Annotated in this window: 13 protein-coding genes and 1 pseudogene; 11 read left to right on the top strand and 3 right to left on the bottom strand. The window is 74.1% G+C overall.

The features are described 5' to 3' along the window. Positions 1-27: 27 nt before the first annotated feature. Positions 28-1731 carry a proline--tRNA ligase gene (locus tag KME66_RS07050; protein ID WP_073213709.1) on the top strand — a complete coding sequence of 568 codons (1704 nt, stop codon included), beginning with the start codon at positions 28-30 and terminating at the stop codon, positions 1729-1731. A gap of 244 nt (positions 1732-1975) precedes the next feature. Here the strand turns inward: KME66_RS07050 and KME66_RS07045 are convergent, their stop codons facing one another. Genes KME66_RS07045 through KME66_RS07035 form a run of 3 tightly spaced genes read right to left on the bottom strand, consistent with a single transcriptional unit; the run spans position 1976 to position 4004 of the window. Then, positions 1976-2905: an aminoglycoside phosphotransferase family protein gene (locus KME66_RS07045; RefSeq protein WP_216320215.1), complete on the bottom strand. Its 930-nt coding sequence runs from the start codon at positions 2903-2905 to the stop codon at positions 1976-1978. A gap of 32 nt (positions 2906-2937) precedes the next feature. Continuing rightward, entirely contained in the window at positions 2938-3456 is a 519-nt protein-coding gene (locus KME66_RS07040; protein ID WP_216320213.1) for a ferritin-like domain-containing protein, read from the bottom strand. Continuing rightward, entirely contained in the window at positions 3453-4004 is a 552-nt protein-coding gene (locus KME66_RS07035; RefSeq protein ID WP_073213699.1) for a hypothetical protein, read from the bottom strand. The genes KME66_RS07040 and KME66_RS07035 overlap by 4 nt, the downstream gene beginning before the upstream one ends. A 176-nt stretch (positions 4005-4180) precedes the next feature. Between KME66_RS07035 and rimP the strand changes: the two genes are divergently transcribed. The 10 genes and pseudogenes from rimP (at position 4181) to KME66_RS06985 (ending at position 17297) form a co-directional block, all read left to right on the top strand. After that, complete coding sequence (gene rimP / locus KME66_RS07030; RefSeq protein WP_073213696.1) at positions 4181-4684, top strand: ribosome maturation factor RimP; 504 nt, start codon at positions 4181-4183, stop codon at positions 4682-4684. A gap of 2 nt (positions 4685-4686) precedes the next feature. After that, positions 4687-5727, top strand: a complete 1041-nt coding sequence (gene nusA / locus KME66_RS07025) for a transcription termination factor NusA (RefSeq protein WP_073213693.1) — start codon at positions 4687-4689, stop codon at positions 5725-5727. 113 nt (positions 5728-5840) lie between these two features. Beyond that, the gene (locus KME66_RS07020; protein WP_178378903.1) at positions 5841-6119 is read left to right on the top strand and encodes a YlxR family protein; all 279 of its coding nucleotides are present in this window, start codon (positions 5841-5843) and stop codon (positions 6117-6119) included. Between the two features lie 148 nt (positions 6120-6267). Continuing rightward, positions 6268-9355, top strand: a pseudogene (gene infB / locus KME66_RS07015) (translation initiation factor IF-2). Between the two features lie 177 nt (positions 9356-9532). Continuing rightward, positions 9533-9826 (top strand): DUF503 domain-containing protein, encoded by a 294-nt coding sequence (locus KME66_RS07010; protein ID WP_030588044.1) that lies wholly within the window; start codon positions 9533-9535, stop codon positions 9824-9826. 36 nt (positions 9827-9862) lie between these two features. After that, positions 9863-10345 (top strand): 30S ribosome-binding factor RbfA, encoded by a 483-nt coding sequence (gene rbfA / locus KME66_RS07005; RefSeq protein ID WP_073213685.1) that lies wholly within the window; start codon positions 9863-9865, stop codon positions 10343-10345. Then, positions 10342-11298, top strand: a complete 957-nt coding sequence (gene truB / locus KME66_RS07000; protein ID WP_253208251.1) for a tRNA pseudouridine(55) synthase TruB — start codon at positions 10342-10344, stop codon at positions 11296-11298. The genes rbfA and truB overlap by 4 nt, the downstream gene beginning before the upstream one ends. A gap of 268 nt (positions 11299-11566) precedes the next feature. Beyond that, positions 11567-15118 carry a serine protease gene (locus KME66_RS06995; RefSeq protein ID WP_216320211.1) on the top strand — a complete coding sequence of 1184 codons (3552 nt, stop codon included), beginning with the start codon at positions 11567-11569 and terminating at the stop codon, positions 15116-15118. 43 nt (positions 15119-15161) lie between these two features. Further along, positions 15162-16118 (top strand): bifunctional riboflavin kinase/FAD synthetase, encoded by a 957-nt coding sequence (locus tag KME66_RS06990; RefSeq protein ID WP_216320209.1) that lies wholly within the window; start codon positions 15162-15164, stop codon positions 16116-16118. A gap of 48 nt (positions 16119-16166) precedes the next feature. Next, positions 16167-17297 (top strand): XdhC/CoxI family protein, encoded by a 1131-nt coding sequence (locus KME66_RS06985; protein ID WP_216320208.1) that lies wholly within the window; start codon positions 16167-16169, stop codon positions 17295-17297. The last annotated feature ends 45 nt before the right edge of the window (positions 17298-17342 follow it).

The following is a 17342-nucleotide window of genomic DNA, read 5'->3' as shown; positions in this document are numbered from 1 at the left end:
CACCACTTTCGCGAGCAGGAGTTCACCATGGCCCAGGTCCAGCGCATGTCCCGATTGATGATCAAGACACTGCGCGACGACCCGGCGGACGCCGAGACGCTCAGCCACAAGCTGCTGGTCCGCGCCGGATACGTACGCCGCAACGCGGCCGGCATCTGGAGCTGGCTGCCGCTCGGCAAGAAGGTCCTGGACAACATCTCCCACGTGGTCCGCGAGGAGATGGACGCCATCGGCGCCCAGGAGGTCCTGCTCCCCGCCCTGCTGCCCAAGGAGCCCTACGAGGCGTCCGGCCGCTGGGAGGAGTACGGCGACCTGCTCTTCCGCCTCAAGGACCGCAAGGGCGGCGACTACCTCCTCGGCCCGACCCACGAGGAGATCTTCACGCAGACCGTCAAGGACCAGTGCACGTCCTACAAGGACCTGCCGGTGATGCTCTACCAGATCCAGACGAAGTACCGCGACGAGGCCCGCCCCCGCTCCGGCGTGCTCCGCGGCCGCGAGTTCCAGATGAAGGACTCGTACAGCTTCGACACCACCGACGAGGGCCTCGCGCACTCCTACGCCCTGCACCGGGCCGCGTACATCAAGATCTTCGAGCGCCTGGGCCTGGACCACCGCGTCGTCTCCGCCGTCTCCGGCGCGATGGGCGGCTCCGCCTCCGAGGAGTTCCTCGCCCCCGCCGCCGCCGGTGAGGACACCTTCGCCGACTGCCCGAACTGCGACTACGCGGCCAACACCGAGGCCGTGACCTTCGCGCTCGCCCCGGTCGACGGCTCGGCGCACGGCGCGGTCGAGGAGCTGGACACCCCCGACACCCCGACCATCGAGACCCTCGCCGAGCACCTGGGCGTCCCCGCCTCCGCCACCCTGAAGAACCTGCTGGTCAAGGTGGACGGCGAGATCGTCGCCGTCGGCGTTCCCGGCCACCGCGAGGTCGACCTCGGCAAGCTGGGCGAGCACCTGGCCCCCGCCGTCGTCGAGCTGGTCACCGCCGAGGACTTCGTCGGCCGCGACGACCTCGTCCGCGGTTACGTCGGCCCCCAGGGCCTGGAGAAGGTCCGCTACCTCGCCGACCCCCGCGTCGCCCCCGGAACCTCCTGGATCACCGGGGCCAACAAGGAGGGCAAGCACGCGAGGAACGTCGTCGCGGGCCGCGATTTCGAGGTCGACGAGTACCTGGACGTCGTCGTCGTCGAGGAGGGCGACCCCTGCCCCACGTGCGGCACCGGCCTCGTCCTGGACCGCGCCATCGAGATCGGCCACATCTTCCAGCTCGGCCGCAAGTACGCCGACACTTTCCAGCTCGACGTGCTCGGCCAGCAGGGCAAGCCCGTCCGCGTCACGATGGGCTCGTACGGCATCGGCGTCTCCCGCGCCGTGGCCGCCCTCACCGAGCAGACCGCCGACGACAAGGGCCTGTGCTGGCCCCGCGAGATCGCCCCGGCCGACGTCCACGTCGTCGCCGCGGGCAAGGCCCTCCAGACCGAGCTGGCCCTCGACGTCGCGGAGAAGCTCAACGCGGCGGGCCTGCGGGTCCTGGTGGACGACCGCCCCGGCGTCTCGCCCGGCGTGAAGTTCACCGACTCCGAGCTGATCGGCGTGCCGAAGATCCTGGTCGCCGGGCGCCGCTCCGCCGACGGCGTCCTGGAGCTGAAGGACCGCCGCACCGGCGAGCGCGAGGAACTGACCGTCGACGAGGCGATCGCCCGGCTGACGGCCGACCTGGCCTGATCACCCGACGGCGAAGGCCCCCGCGCACGGGTTGCGCGGGGGCCTTCGGCTCACCGGTGAGCCGGCAGCCGGCCGACGCGGTGCCGCGCCGGGCACCTGAGCAGATCCGCGCTGTGCTGGGGGTTCCGGCCGGTCCGCGCCGCATCGGAGGGCTTCGGCCGGTCCGCCCCGGGCGGGGGTTCCATGCCCGGCCGGGGCTGTGCGGTGCCGGAGGGGCGTAGCCCGTCCCGCCGTGCCGGAGGGCCTACAGCCAGCCCGCGAACTCCAGGTTCACTTCGCCCATCTGGCGTCGCCCCTCGGCCAGTGCCCGCGTGCCCGACTCGACCGCCCGGAACAGCGTCCAGCCGTGCAGCCGCGCCTGCTCCACCTCCAGCGACTCCGCCAGCTTCTTGACCCGCCGCCGCGCCGTCGCCGGGCCGCCGGGGGAGGCGATGAGATCCTCCGCCCGGTCCCGCACCAGCCGCGCCAGGTCGTAGGCGCGCTCGCCCACCAGCGGCTCGGGGCCCACCGTCAGCCACGGCGCCCGCTCACCGGACAGCACCTTGCTCTGCCGGAAGTTGCCGTGCAGCAGAAGGCGCTCGGGCTCGCCCCCGACCAGCTCCGCCCGGACCGCGAGCGCCGCGTCCACCAGCGCTGCCACCTCCGGGTCGGCCGCGGCCGCCGACCGCATCCCGTCGCTCTGCGCCCCGGTCCGCTCCGCCACGGTCGCGAAGCCGTGCCCGGCGGGCGGCTCCACCCACAGCCGGCGCAGCGTGCCCGCCGCCTCCAGCTGGGCCTTCGCCTCCGGCAGCGAGCGCAGCGACATCTCGGGGTGCAGCCGCTCCAGCAGCAGCGCCCCGGACGCGCCGAGCTGCTCGCCGGCCGGCTCCGGGGTGTCCAGCGGCTTCACCGCGCCCCAGCCGTTCCAGTGCTCCAACGCCGCACGCTCCAGATCCGGTCCGGCGACGGGCGGGGCGATCTTCAGGGCGGCCGGCGTTCCGTCGGCCCGCCGCACCAGGACCACCAGGGAACTGCGCCCGCCGGGGGCGGCCACCCGCTCCACCGTGAGGCCGTCCCCGGCGGCGAGCGCCCGCTCGGTCAGCGCGGGGAGCCCGGCCAGCCAGTCGGCCGCCGCGGCGTCCCCGTACATCTCACCGAGTGCGCGCACCAGGCGCTGCGGCGGTTCGCAACCCATACGTCGTGTGTTCCCTTTCCCGATCCTCCGGATCAGCGCGTTCCGTCCGCGCCCGCGGCCTCCACCGGGCCCGTCGCGGCCGTGTCCGCACCGGTGGCCCGCTCGGCGAGCCCCGGAAAGGCTACGTTGCCGCCCCGCCACCGGGCCGACCGCACCGCGGCCTCCCGCAGCGCGCCCGCCGCGTCCTTGCGCCGAGCGCCCTCGGTGGCCCGTACGAGATCGGCGTAGGCACCCGCGACCCGGTCCTCCAGGACCGCGGCGAGCCGCACCGCCGCCGGCCCGTCCGGCACGGCGAACGGCAGGGCGTACGCGGCGTTCGAGGCGACCGGGCGCCCGCCCAGGTCCCGTGCGGTGCGCGCCAGCGCGTCCCGGCGGGCCCGGTGGGCGTCGTACGCCGCGCGGGCCTCGGAGCCCGGCTTCCCGTCGAGCCGGCCGCCGAGCACGCCGTACCCGTACACCGCCGCGTGCTCGGCGGCCAGGGCGGCCTGGACGGCGGTCAGCTCGGGGGGGTCGGCGTCGTCCTCGGCCGGGCGCACGGAACGGGTGCTCATACGGCTGTCTCCTCGGCCAGTTCGGTCAGCAGGTAGGCGTGCGCCGCCGCGGCAGCCGCCACCGAGGCCAGCAGCCGGGCCAGCTCCGGGCCGGCGGTCAGGAGGGCCTCGGCGTACCCGTCGGCCCGCCGTCGCTCGGCCGCGGCCAGCTCCCGCACCGCGGCCTTCGGGTCGGCGGACACCGGACCGGGGGGCGCCGGCGGGGCGTCGCTCCTCGGCGCCCCCTTCTTCGGATCGTCCTTCGCGTGCGGCGGTGCCAGCGCCTTCCCGTGCTCGGCCACGGCGGCCCGCAGCGGCATGAGACCCGCCGCCGTGGCCGGATGCGCCTCGGCCACCAGGTCGTACCGGGCGAGCAGCCGGGCGCCGTCGCGTACGGCCTTCTCGCGCAGCGCCGACTCGGCCTTCGTGCCTGCGGCCCGCGCGCCGGACTGCGCGGGCTTCCCCCCGGTGCCTTCGTCGTCGCCCCCGCAGCCGGTCAGCACCGCACCCAGGGTGAGGGCTCCCGTCGCGGTGAGCGCCCCCCTGCGCGTCGTCCCCGTGCGCCGCACGTTTCTCCTTCGGGCCTGGACCGGTCCTGACAGGATCTGTCCTGATGTGATCACCGCAGGCGAGCGTACCCGTGGCCGAGCGGCAGGCGGACGGCAACACCCCTGGCGACCGGATACCCTTTGACCTGACGCACGACGATCCCCACAACAGCACACGCGGCCGAGGAGTCACCCGGATGAGCACCACCCAGAGCGAAAGGCTGCGCGGGCTGCTGGAACCGCTCGTCAGCGCGCAGCAACTGGACCTCGAGGAGATCGAGGTGTCCCGGGCCGGCCGCCGAGGAGTGCTGCGGGTCATCGTGGACTCCGACGAGGGCGTGGAGCTGGACGCCTGTGCGGAGCTGAGCCGCGTGATCTCCCAGAAGCTGGACGAGACCGACGCGATGGGCGAGGGCGAGTACGTCCTCGAAGTCAGCTCCCCCGGCGCGGACCGCCCGCTGACCGAGCACCGCCACTACGTACGCGCCACCGGCCGGCTGGCCAGATTCCACCTGACGGGCGGCGGCTCCGGTGAGCTGGTCGCCCGCATCCTCGCCGTCGACGAGGACGGGCTCGACCTCGAAGTGCCCGGAGTCAAGGGCCGCAAGCCCACCGCCCGCCGCCTCGCCTTCGACGAGATCGCCAAGGCGCGCGTGGAGATCGAATTCAACCGCAAGGACAAGAAGGAAGAGGAGGCGTAGCCGTGGACATCGATGTGAAGCTTCTGAAGGGCTTGGCGCAGGACAAGGAGATCCCCTTCGACGTGCTCGTCGGGGCGATCGAGTCGGCCCTCCTCATCGCGTACCACCGCACCGACGGCAGCTACCGCCGCGCGCGCGTGAAGCTCGACGAGAACGGCCACGTCACCGTGTGGGCCATGGAGGACCCGGCCGACCTCGAAGAGGGCCAGGAGCCCAAGGAGTTCGACGACACCCCCTCCGGATTCGGCCGTATCGCCGCGACCACCGCCAAGCAGGTCATCCTGCAGCGGCTGCGCGACGCCGAGGACGACAAGACCTTCGGTGAGTACGCCGGCCACGAGGGCGACGTCGTCACCGGCGTCGTCCAGCAGGGCAAGGACCCCAAGAACGTCCTGGTCGACATCGGCAAGCTGGAAGCCATCCTTCCGGTCCAGGAGCAGGTCCCGGGCGAGGAGTACACGCACGGCCTGCGCCTGCGGACGTATGTCGTCCGGGTCGCCAAGGGCGTCCGCGGCCCGTCGGTGACGCTCTCGCGCACCCACCCGAACCTGGTGAAGAAGCTCTTCGCGCTGGAGGTCCCGGAGATCGCGGACGGCTCGGTGGTCATCGAGGCCATCGCCCGCGAGGCCGGCCACCGGACCAAGATCGCCGTCCGGTCCGCGCGGGCCGGCCTGAACCCCAAGGGCGCCTGCATCGGTCCGATGGGCAGCCGGGTGCGCAACGTGATGGCCGAGCTGCACGGCGAGAAGATCGACATCGTGGACTGGTCCGACGACCCGGCCGAGATGGTCGCCAACGCGCTCTCGCCCGCCCGGGTGAGCAAGGTCGAGATCGTCGACCTCGGCGCGCGCTCGGCCCGGGTCACCGTGCCGGACTACCAGCTGTCCCTGGCGATCGGCAAGGAGGGGCAGAACGCCCGCCTCGCCGCCCGTCTCACCGGCTGGCGGATCGACATCCGGCCGGACACCGAGACGGACGAGGAGCGGGAGAACGCCGACCGCGAGCGGGCCGAGCGGGCCCGGGAGCGCTCGGAAAGGCGTTGACCCGGAGCCGCTCCAGGGAATAGATCTTGGACGTACGCCGCTGAGATCACGACAACATCCGTTCGATTTTTGCCCCCCAGGGGTGAGGTCGGTACGGGGAGGTAGACTTGAGCGTGTCTGGCCGGACGCGAGCCCGCGCTTGCCCCGAGCGAACCTGTGTGGGATGCCGGGAGCGAGCGGCCAAGAGCGAGCTGCTGCGCATCGTGGTGGACGAGGGCGCCTGCGCCCCTGATCCACGCGGTACGCTGCCCGGCCGGGGTGCTTACGTGCACCCCACCTCTGTCTGTCTCGACCTGGCGGTTCGCCGCCGGGCATTCCCCCGGGCCTTCAAGGCCAAGGGGCCGTTCGACACCGCGGCACTCACGCGGTTCGTCGAACGGGTGACATCGTAAGAAAGTGAACGGCACGGGACCCCGTGCGGTCAGGTACCTCGCGAGTTGGAAGTAGGTCGAGATTGCGATGAGCACTCGATGAGTACGCGATGAGTACGCCCATGAAGTAGCGACGGTCCGGCGGTAACCCGGACCTAAAAGGAGCGAAGTGGCTAAGGTCCGGGTATACGAACTCGCCAAGGAGTTCGGCGTCGAGAGCAAGGTCGTCATGGCCAAGCTCCAAGAACTCGGTGAATTCGTCCGTTCGGCGTCCTCGACGATCGAGGCGCCGGTTGTACGCAAGTTGACCGACGCACTGCAGGGGCCCGGCGGCAACGCCGGCAAGCCCGCTGCCAAGCCTGGCGCGCCCCGCAAGGCGTCGCCCGCGAAGCCCGCAGCGCCCTCCCCGGCCGCTGCGGCACGTCCCGCTGCCCCGAAGCCCGGCGCCCCCCCCAAGCCGGCCGCCCCGAGGCCCCAGCAGCACCCCGGCAGCGCCCTCCGCGCCGTCGGCGGGCCCCGTCCGGGCCCGAAGCCCGCGCCGAAGGCGGCCCCGGCCGCCCCGGTCCCGGCCGCCGAGTTCTCGGCTCCGGCGCCCGAGCGCCCGGCTGCCCCGCAGCCCCGCGCCCCTCCGGTGCCACCCCGGCCCCGTCCCACGCCCGCCCGTCCGGCTCCGGCCGGCGGTCAGCGCGACGGTGGCCAGCGTGACGGCGGCCGCGGCGGCGAGCGTGGCGGCGACCGCCCCGCGCGTCCCTCGGGCCAGGGCGCCCCGCGCCCCGGCGGCGCCCGTCCGGCCGGTCCCCGTCCGGGCAACAACCCCTTCACCTCCGGCGGCTCCACCGGCATGGCGCGCCCCTCGGCGCCGCGTCCCGGCGGTGCCCGCGCCCCGGCGGCGGCCAGGAGCGCCCCGGCGCCCCGCGTCCGCAGGGCGGCGGCGGCCCCGGTGGCGCCCCGCGCCCCAGGGCGGTCAGGGCCAGGGCGGTGCCCGTCCCACTCCGGGCGGTATGCCCCGTCCGCAGGCTCCGCGTCCCGGCGGCGGTCCCGCCGGTAACCGCCCGAACCCGGGCATGATGCCGCAGCGTCCGGCTGCCGGCCCGCGCCCCGGTCCCGGCGGCGGTGGCCGCGGTCCCGGTGGCGGCGGTCGTCCCGGTGGCGGTGGCGGTCGTCCCGGTGGCGGCGGCTTCGCCGGTCGTCCCGGTGGCGGCGGCGGCTTCGCCGGCCGTCCGGCCGGTCCCGGCGGCGGTGGCGGCGCCGGTCGTCCCGGTGGTGGCGGCGGCTTCGGCGGTCGTCCCGGCTTCGGTGGCCGTCCGGGTGGTCCCGGTGGCCGCGGTGGCACGCAGGGTGCGTTCGGCCGTCCCGGCGGTCCGGCCCGTCGTGGCCGCAAGTCGAAGCGGCAGAGGCGCCAGGAGTACGAGGCCATGCAGGCCCCGTCGGTCGGCGGCGTCATGCTGCCCCGCGGCAACGGACAGGCCGTCCGGCTGTCGCGCGGCGCCTCGCTCACCGACTTCGCGGAGAAGATCAACGCCAACCCGGCGTCGCTCGTCGCCGTGATGATGAACCTCGGCGAGATGGTCACCGCCACGCAGTCCGTTTCCGACGAGACGCTCCGGCTTCTCGCCGAGGAGATGAACTACGTCCTGGAGATCGTCAGCCCGGAGGAGGAGGACCGCGAGCTGCTCGAGTCCTTCGACATCGAGTTCGGCGAGGACGAGGGCGGCGAAGAGGCCCTGGTCTCCCGTCCGCCGGTCGTGACCGTCATGGGTCACGTCGACCACGGTAAGACCCGCCTCCTCGACGCGATCCGCAAGACCAACGTGGTCGCGGGCGAGGCCGGTGGCATCACCCAGCACATCGGTGCCTACCAGGTCTCCTCCGAGGTCAACGGCGAGGACCGCAAGATCACCTTCATCGACACCCCGGGTCACGAGGCGTTCACCGCCATGCGTGCCCGTGGTGCGAAGTCGACCGACATCGCGATCCTCGTGGTGGCGGCCAACGACGGTGTGATGCCCCAGACGATCGAGGCGCTGAACCACGCCAAGGCGGCCGAGGTGCCGATCGTGGTCGCGGTCAACAAGATCGACGTCGAGGGCGCCGACCCGACCAAGGTGCGCGGTCAGCTCACCGAGTTCGGTCTGGTGGCCGAGGAGTACGGCGGCGACACCATGTTCGTCGACATCTCCGCCAAGCAGGGCCTCAACATCGAGTCCCTCCTGGAGGCCGTCGTCCTCACCGCCGACGCCTCGCTCGACCTGCGGGCCAACCCCGGCCAGGACGCGCAGGGCATTGCGATCGAGTCCCACCTCGACCGCGGTCGCGGTGCCGTCTCGACCGTCCTGGTCCAGCGCGGAACGCTGCGCATCGGTGACACGGTGGTCGTCGGCGACGCCTACGGCCGCGTCCGGGCCATGCTCGACGACAACGGTCAGAACGTGCAGGAAGCGGGTCCCTCGACCCCGGTCCTGGTGCTCGGTCTCACCAACGTCCCGGGTGCCGGCGACAACCTCCTGGTCGTCGACGAGGACCGTACGGCCCGTCAGATCGCGGAGAAGCGTGCCGCCCGCGAGCGCAACGCCAACTTCGCCCGCAAGGGCGTCCGGTTCTCCCTGGAGAACCTGGACGAGGCGCTCAAGGCCGGTCTGGTCCAGGAGCTCAACCTCATCATCAAGGGCGACGCGTCCGGTTCGGTGGAGGCCCTCGAGTCCTCGCTGCTCCAGCTCGACGTCGGTGAAGAGGTCGACATCCGGATCCTGCACCGCGGTGTGGGTGCGGTCACCGAGTCGGACATCAACCTGGCGACCGGCTCCGACGCCATCGTGATCGGCTTCAACGTGCGCGCCGCGGGGCGTGCCGAGCAGATGGCCGAGCGCGAGGGCGTGGACGTCCGGTACTACTCGGTCATCTACCAGGCGATCGAGGAGATCGAAGCGGCCCTCAAGGGTCTGCTCAAGCCGGAGTACGAAGAGGTCGAGCTCGGCACGGCGGAGATCCGCGAGATCTTCCGCTCGTCCAAGCTGGGCAACATCGCCGGTGTGCTGGTCCGCTCCGGCGAGGTCAAGCGCAACACCAAGGCGCGCCTGCTGCGCGATGGCAAGGTCATCGCGGAGAACCTCAACATCTCCGGTCTGCGCCGCTTCAAGGACGACGTCACCGAGATCCGCGAAGGCTTCGAGGGCGGTATCAACCTCGGAAACTTCAACGACATCAAGATCGACGACGTCATCGCGACGTACGAGATGCGCGAGAAGCCGCGAGGCTGATCCGCGGGGATGCGGCGGGGTTCCGGGCGCTTGCTCCCGGAACCCGGCCACCACGGTCGGGGCCGGTCGACGGGTCGTATTTCCGTCGATCGGCTCCGGCCGTTCCGGTACGGTTTGGATGTCCCCGGCAAGCTCTGGCGGGGCACGAACCCGAACCGGCGGGACATCCGGACACACATGTATGTGGGGACCCTGTCCTTCGATCTGCTCCTCGGCGACGTACGGTCGTTGAAGGAGAAGCGTTCCGTCGTCCGCCCGATCGTCGCCGAACTCCAACGCAAGTTCGCGGTGAGCGCGGCCGAGACCGGCGGGCAGAATCTCCACCGCAGGGCCGAGATCGGCCTTGCCGTGGTCTCCGGTGACACCGGACACCTCACGGACGTGCTGGACCGCTGCGAGCGGCTGGTCGCGGGACGCCCCGAGGTGGAGCTGCTGTCGGTCAGACGGCGGCTGCACAGTGACGAAGACTGACAGTCGAGCGAAATCAGAAGGAAGAGTGACGGACCGGTGACCGACAACGCGCGGGCCCGCAAGCTGGCCGATCGCATCCAGGTCGTGGTCGCGGAGACCCTGGACCGGCGAATCAAGGATCCGCGGCTGGGATTCGTGACGATCACGGACGCCCGGGTCACCGGCGACCTGCGGGAGGCCACGGTCTTCTACACGGTCTACGGCGACGACGAGGAGCGCGCGGCCTCCGCGGCCGCGCTGGAGAGCGCCAAGGGCGTGCTGCGCTCCGAGGTCGGCCGGCAGACCGGGGTCCGGTTCACGCCGACCCTGGCCTTCGTGCCGGACGCCCTCCCGGACAACGCCCGCACCATCGAGGATCTCCTCGACAAGGCGCGGGCCAGGGACGCGGAGGTGCGCCAGGTCTCCACCGGAGCGACGTACGCCGGTGAGGCCGACCCGTACCGCAAGCCCGAGGACGAGGACGACGAGGCGGACACCCCCGGCTCGACCGACAAGAACGAGGGCCCCGCCTCCGCATGACCGAGCAGACCACCACTCCGCATGATGACAGTGGGAGCGAAGTGACCTCGGACAAGGGCGGTGGCGGGCGACGGGAGGACGGACTTGTCATCGTCGACAAGCCGTCCGGCTTCACTTCGCACGACGTCGTCGCCAAGATGCGCGGCATCGCCCGTACGCGACGCGTCGGCCACGCCGGCACGCTGGACCCGATGGCCACCGGAGTCCTGGTGCTCGGGGTCCAGCGGGCCACCAAGCTCCTGGGCCACCTCGCCCTGACCGAGAAGGAGTATCTCGGCACGATCCGGCTCGGCCAGGACACGGTCACCGACGACGCCGAGGGCGAGATCACCTCGTCGACCGACGCCTCCCGGGTGACCCGGGAGGGCATCGACGCCGGGGTGGCCGCGCTGACCGGCGCGATCATGCAGGTACCGTCCAAGGTCAGCGCCATCAAGATCGACGGCAAGCGGTCCTACGCGCGGGTGCGCGGCGGCGAGGAGTTCGAGATCCCGGCACGCCCGGTGACCGTGTCCTCCTTCCGCGTCTACGACGTCCGCGAGGCGGTCGCCGAGGACGGCACCCCCGTCCTCGACCTGGTCGTCTCCGTCGTCTGCTCCTCGGGGACGTACATCCGGGCGCTGGCCCGCGACCTCGGCGCCGGGCTCGGCGTGGGCGGCCATCTGACCGCGCTGCGCCGTACCCGGGTCGGCCCCTACGGCCTGGACGCGGCCCGCACCCTGGACCAGCACCAGGAGGAGCTGACCGTGATGCCGGTCGCCGAAGCGGCGAACGCGGCCTTCCCCCGCTGGGACGTCGACGAGAAGCGCGCCAGGCTGCTGCTCAACGGCGTACGGCTGGACATGCCGGCCCACCCGCCGGGGCCGGTCGCGGTCTTCGGGCCCGACGGCGCGTTCCTCGTGCTCGTCGAGGAGGAGAAGGGCAAGGCCAAGAGCCTCGCCGTCTTCGCCTGACCGGGGGCGCGTCCGCCGGACGCGCCGACCAGCGGTTTCCGACGCGCCGACAGCCTGCTGCCGGCGCGTCGGCCGTCCGTCGTGGAGCGGGCACCACCCCCCATCGGCGCCCGCTCCACCCTTTCCCCTCCCCGGCACCATCCCTGCTCCCGGGAGGACACGCCTATTCACCCCATTGGACGGGCGCTCGGAGTGAACAACGGGGGCGCGGGGGGCGCTTTCCCCGTCCGCGCGCTCCGGGCGATCACCGGCGGCCTACGGTCGGACCATGGGCAGTGGGGACCGGTCGAAGCTGGTGAAGATCTGCGATCAGGCCGGCCGGCCGCGAGGGACGGGATTCGTCGCGGACGGGCGCGGCACGGTCGTCACCGCCCATCAGGCCGTCATCGCCCCGGGCCCGCTCCTCCTGCACGGCACCGGCGGGCGCACCTGCCGTGTCGTCCCCGACGACATCACCGCCCTGCCCGCCCTCGGCCTCGCCCTCCTGCGCACCGGGGGACCCGACGCCCTCGACGCCGAACCGCTGCCCATCGCCGGGCGCGACCGCGCCGAGCCCGGCGGCTACGTGGACATCGCCGCCCACGGACGGCGCGAGGCCCGCGTGCTCGGCACCACCCCCGCCACGTACACCGCACCGGACGGCGTCGGCCACCCGGTCCCCGCGGCCCTGGATCTCGCCCTGGGCACCGACGGGCGCGACGCCCTGCGCTCCGGCGGCGCGGCCATCGGCGGCCCGGTCACCGACCCGGCCACCGGCGCGGTCCTCGGCATCCTCAGCACCGCCCTCACGGCCCCCCACGAGGCCGCCGGCCTGGCCCTCCCGATCCCCCGGGGCACGGACGACACCCTGGACGCCCTGCTCCGGCGCAACGCCGCCGTCGCCCCCGCCTACGGCCCCCACCTCAACCTCGCCGGGGCCCTCCAGCTCACCGCCACCTCCGTCGGCTCCGCGGACGGCCCCGAGGCCCGCACCGAACCGGTCGAGCGCACGGACGTCCACGCCGAGCTGGCCGCCTTCGCCGCCGGTACGGGCCTGGTCCTCGGCCTCGTCGGCGCCCCCGGCACCGGCCGCACCACCGAGCTGGCCGCCCTCGCAGCCCGCCGGGCCGACGGCGCAGCGCCCGCCCCCACGCTCTGGCTGCGCGGCGCGGACCTGCTGGCCGAGGACACCTCGCTCGCCGACGCCGCGGGCCGCACGCTCACCCGCTCCGCCCGGATCGTCACCGCGGCGGGAGCCCGCGGCGACATGAGCACGGCCACCCCCGAGCGCGTCGCCAAGCTCGCCGCCGACGCCGGCCGCCCGCTGCTGGTGGTCCTCGACGGCCCCGAGGAGATGCCTCCGCTGCTCGCCCACCGGCTGGCCGACTGGACGCGCGGCACCCTCGGCTGGCTCCGCGAGCACACGGCCCGGCTCGTCGTCGCCTGCCGCCCCGAGCACTGGGAGACCGCGGGCGCCCTCTGGCCCCGGGACGTGCTGCACCTCCCGCACCGCCCCGCCCGACGGCTGCCGCCCGCCCTGCGGCTCGGCGACCTCACCCCCGAGCAGGCCGAAAGCGCCAAGGAGGCCTACGGCATCCCGTCCACCGCTCTGGCCCCCGGCCACGACCGGCACCCGCTGACCCTGCGGCTCCTCGCCGAGGTCCGCGCCGCGCTGCCGCCCGGTGTGCCGGGCCGTCCCGACACCGAGGACGTCTTCGGCGCCCACCTCGACCTGCTGTGCGTGCGCGCCGCCGTCCGGATCGCGGCCGCCGCCGACGAACAGCCCCGCGGCGCGGCCGTGCGCCGGCTGGCCGCCCGGGTGGCGGGCCAGGTCCACGAGGCGGCCCGCCGCTGTCTGGGCCCGGGCCAGGGCGAGCTGGACCGGGCGGCGTTCGAGGAGATCTTCCCCTGGCGCACCGGCTGGGCCTCCGCCGTGCTCACCGAAGGACTCCTCGTCCCCGCCGGTGCGGGCTACCGCTTCGCCCACGAGGAGCTCGGCGACTGGGTACAGGGCGCCCACCTCGACCTCGACGCGGCCCTGCGCTCCCTCGTGCACCGCTGGCACCGGGGGAGCGGCGCCCCGGACCGCACCCCGCAGACGCACGCCTCCGGTGAACCCCGCAGCCTGCCCGTGCCCCGGCACCGCATCGGGCCGGTGATCCAGGCGATGGTGCTTCTCGGCCGCCGTCAGGGCACCGCCGCCCTCGCGCACCGGATGGCCGACCTCATCGAGGCGCTGGACCGGCTCTGGACCGACGAGGGCCCGCGCGACGAGGACGCCGCCTGGTGGGCGGCCCACCTGCTGGGCGGCAGCCTCCTGCGGGTGCCCGACGCCCGCCCGTACCTCGGTGTCCTGCGGGTCCTCGCCGGGCGCATCACCCGCCGCTCCGCCGCCCCCGAAGGACCCGGGGACCTCGGGGCGTACGGCGAGTTCGGGCCCTGGTTCTGGCGGCGGCTCCGGCTGCCCGAGGAGGACCGGATCGACCTGCTGCGCCGCCTGGTGCCCGCCGACGGGCTGCCCCGCACCGACGGCGACGAACGCTATCTGGACGCGGTCGCCCACCGCCTGGCCCTCGACGCACCGGCCGTCCAGCCGCTGCTGTGCCGCTGGTTCACCGACGAACGCCCGCTGCTCGTGGGCCCCGACGCGCCGGACGTACCCCTGCGCCCCACCGTCGCCGCCGCCGCGCAGGCCCTGCTGTACGCCCGCCGCGAGCTGGACCTCGACGGACTCACCGACGCGCTGATCGCCACCCCGCACACCCGCGCCGGGGAGCTGCTCGCAGCCCTCGCGGAGGACGAGCCCACCGCGCTCTGCCGCGCCGTCGAGCGCTGGGCCCGCGACGAGGACCGCCCGGCCCGCCGCTCCGCCGCCGCCCGCTACGCCGGGCTCCTCCAGCAGCGGGTCACCGCCGAGGGCGACCGGGCCCTGCTGCGCTCCGCCGCCGGGATCCTGCTGGAGCGTCCCGAGGACACCGAGCTGCACGCCGCCGCCCGCACCCTGCTCGTCCGCGACCCGAAGTCCAGACGCCGCCACCTCCCCGACACCCTGCGCGCGTTCGCCGCCGGAGACCCCCGGCTGCCCGTCGAACTGCTCGCCGAGGTGTTCCCCTCCCACCAGGAGGCGGTCCTCGCCGCCCTCCGCGCCCGCCTCGCCCGCCCCGGCGTCGGCGGGGGACCGGTGCTGCGGGCCCTGGCCGGCCTCGACACGCCCGCGCTCGCGCTGCACGTCGCCGGACTCGTACGGGAGTACATCGACGCCCACCCCGACGACGGCACGCATGCCGCCGAGTACGTCGACCTCCGCCTGGAGCACGGCCCCGCCGCCCGCGCCCTCCTGCTGCCCCTGGTCACCGGGCTGCTCCGGGACCGCCCCGCACCGCCCCCGGTCCGCGCCGCGCTCGCCGCGGTCCTCGCCGGGCCCGGCAGCGCGGACTCCCGGCCGCTGCGGGCCGAGTTGCTGGAGGTCCTGCTGGAGTTCGAGCAGACCACCGGCCGGAACCCGGACGTGCTGGAAGCCCTGCTCCGGGCCGCCGCCCGGGGTGCCGAGCGCCGCGCCGAGATCCGGACCCGCGCCCTCGTCCACCGCACCGGCATGCTGCTGGTCCGCACCCCCGAAGGCGCCGCCCGCTTCGACCGGGGCCTGGTCGAGTGCGCCCGCGACGTGCCCGGCTTCGCGGCCCTCGTCATCCGCTGGCTGGCCGAGGCCCCCGAGGAGTGGGCGGCCGTCGTGGGCCCGAGCGCCCGGCGCACGGTGGAGGCGTTGGAGACATCACGTCCGCCGATCCCGATGCCGATGCAGGCGGCGGGACGTGAGCATGGCAGTCTTAGACCTGCGTAATCGACAGACACACGTACACAGGTTCGGGCGAGGAGCGGTCACAGTGCAGCGCTGGCGTGGCTTGGAGGACATCCCCCAGGACTGGGGACGCAGCGTCGTCACCATCGGCTCCTACGACGGCGTGCACCGCGGACACCAGCTGATCATCGGCCGGGCCGTCGAGCGCGCCCGTGAGCTGGGCATCCCGTCGGTCGTCGTCACCTTCGACCCGCACCCCAGCGAGGTCGTCCGCCCCGGCAGCCACCCGCCGCTGCTCGCCCCGCACCACCGCCGCGCGGAGCTGATGGCGAAGCTGGGCGTGGACGCGGTGCTGGTCCTGCCGTTCACCGCGGAGTTCTCGAAGCTGTCGCCCGCCGACTTCATCGCGAAGGTCCTCGTCGACCGCCTGCACGCCAAGGCCGTCATCGAGGGCCCCAACTTCCGCTTCGGCCACCGGGCCGCGGGCAACGTCGCGCTGCTCACCGAGCTGGGCGCCACCTACGACTACACCGTCGAGGTCATCGACCTCTACGTCACCGGCGACGCGGGGGGCGGGCAGCCGTTCTCCTCCACGCTCACCCGCCGCCTGATCGCCGAGGGCGACGTCGCCGGGGCCGCCGAGATCCTCGGCCGCCCGCACCGGGTCGAGGGCATCGTGGTGCGCGGCGCGCAGCGCGGCCGGGAGCTGGGCTTCCCGACGGCCAACGTCGAGACCCTGCCGCACACCGCGATCCCCGCCGACGGCGTGTACGCCGGCTGGCTGGAGGTGGACGGCGAGTCGATGCCCGCCGCGATCTCGGTCGGGACGAACCCGCAGTTCGACGGCACCGAGCGGACGGTGGAGGCGTACGCCATCGACCGCGTCGGCCTCGATCTCTACGGGCTGCACGTCGCCGTCGACTTCCTCGCCTACGTCCGCGGCATGCTGAAGTTCGACTCGATCGACGAGCTGCTGGTCGCCATGGCCGCCGATGTGAAGCGCTGCAGCGAGCTGACCGCCGCGTACGATCGCACCCCCTGACGTATCCCGGGGAGTGCGCCCCGCCCCGGGACGACGGATGCTGGCAGGGTGCGCGACATCCTGCCCGACCTCCGTGCCCGGTGCGCCGACGGCGTCCCCCTCGCCCTGGCGACCGTCGTCGCCGTGCACGGCAGCGCGCCCCGCGACCCCGGCGCGGTCATGGCCGTCGACGCGGCGGGCGCGGTGGCGGGCAGCGTCTCCGGGGGCTGCGTCGAGGGCGATCTGTACGAGGTCGCCCGCGAGGTGCTCGCCGGGGCGGGGCCGCGGGTGGTGGCGTACGGGATCAGCGACGACGAGGCGTTCGGCGTCGGGCTGACGTGCGGGGGCACGATCGAGGTCCTGGTACGCGCCTACGTCTCCGCGGCCGAACTGGCGGATCTCGGCGCCCTGCTCGACCTGATCGCCGCGGACCGGCCGGTGGCCGAGGCGACCGTCCTGTCCGGTGCGGCGGAGTGCGGCGCCCGCCTGGTGGTCCGGCCTTCCCACGCCGGGCCCGTCACCGGCACGCTCGGCTCGGCCGGGCTCGACGCGGCCGTCACCGACGACGCCCGCGGACTGCTGGCCCAGGGCCACACCGCGACCCAGTGGTACGGGGCGCACGGCGAGCGCCGGATGCAGGAGGTGGCCGTCTTCGTCCGGACGTACGCCCCGCCGCCCCGCATGCTCGTCTTCGGCGCGATCGACCACGCGGCCGCCACCGCCCGCATCGGCGCGTTCCTCGGCTACCGGGTCACCGTCTGCGACGCACGCCCCGCCTTCGCCACCCGGGAACGCTTCCCCACGGCGGACGCCGTGGTCCGCGCCTGGCCGCACACCTACCTGGAGTCCACCGAGGTCGACGCCCGCACGGTGATCTGCGTGCTCACCCACGACCCGAAGTTCGACGTCCCCCTGCTCCTCGCGGCCCTGCGCACGCCCGCCGCGTACATCGGGGTGATGGGCAGCCGCCGCACCCACCACGACCGGCTCGCCCGGCTGCGCGAGGCCGGCGCGGACGAGGCCGCCCTGGCCCGCCTCGCCTCACCCGTGGGTCTCGACCTCGGTGCCCGTACGCCGGAGGAGACGGCGGTCTCCATCGCCGCCGAGATCATCCAGCACCGCTGGGGCGGCACGGGACGGCCGCTGGGGGAGCTGACGGGGGCGATCCACCACCCGGGCGGGCCCGCCGGGGCGCGCTGATCCCGGCCGCGGCGAGGAGATCAGGGCGCCCTCCCGGTCCGGCGA

This window comes from Streptomyces sp. YPW6 (assembly GCF_018866325.1).
GTDB lineage: Bacteria > Actinomycetota > Actinomycetes > Streptomycetales > Streptomycetaceae > Streptomyces.
The sequence above is the reverse complement of the archived record's forward strand: the minus strand, read 5'-3'. Positions and strand labels throughout refer to the sequence as shown.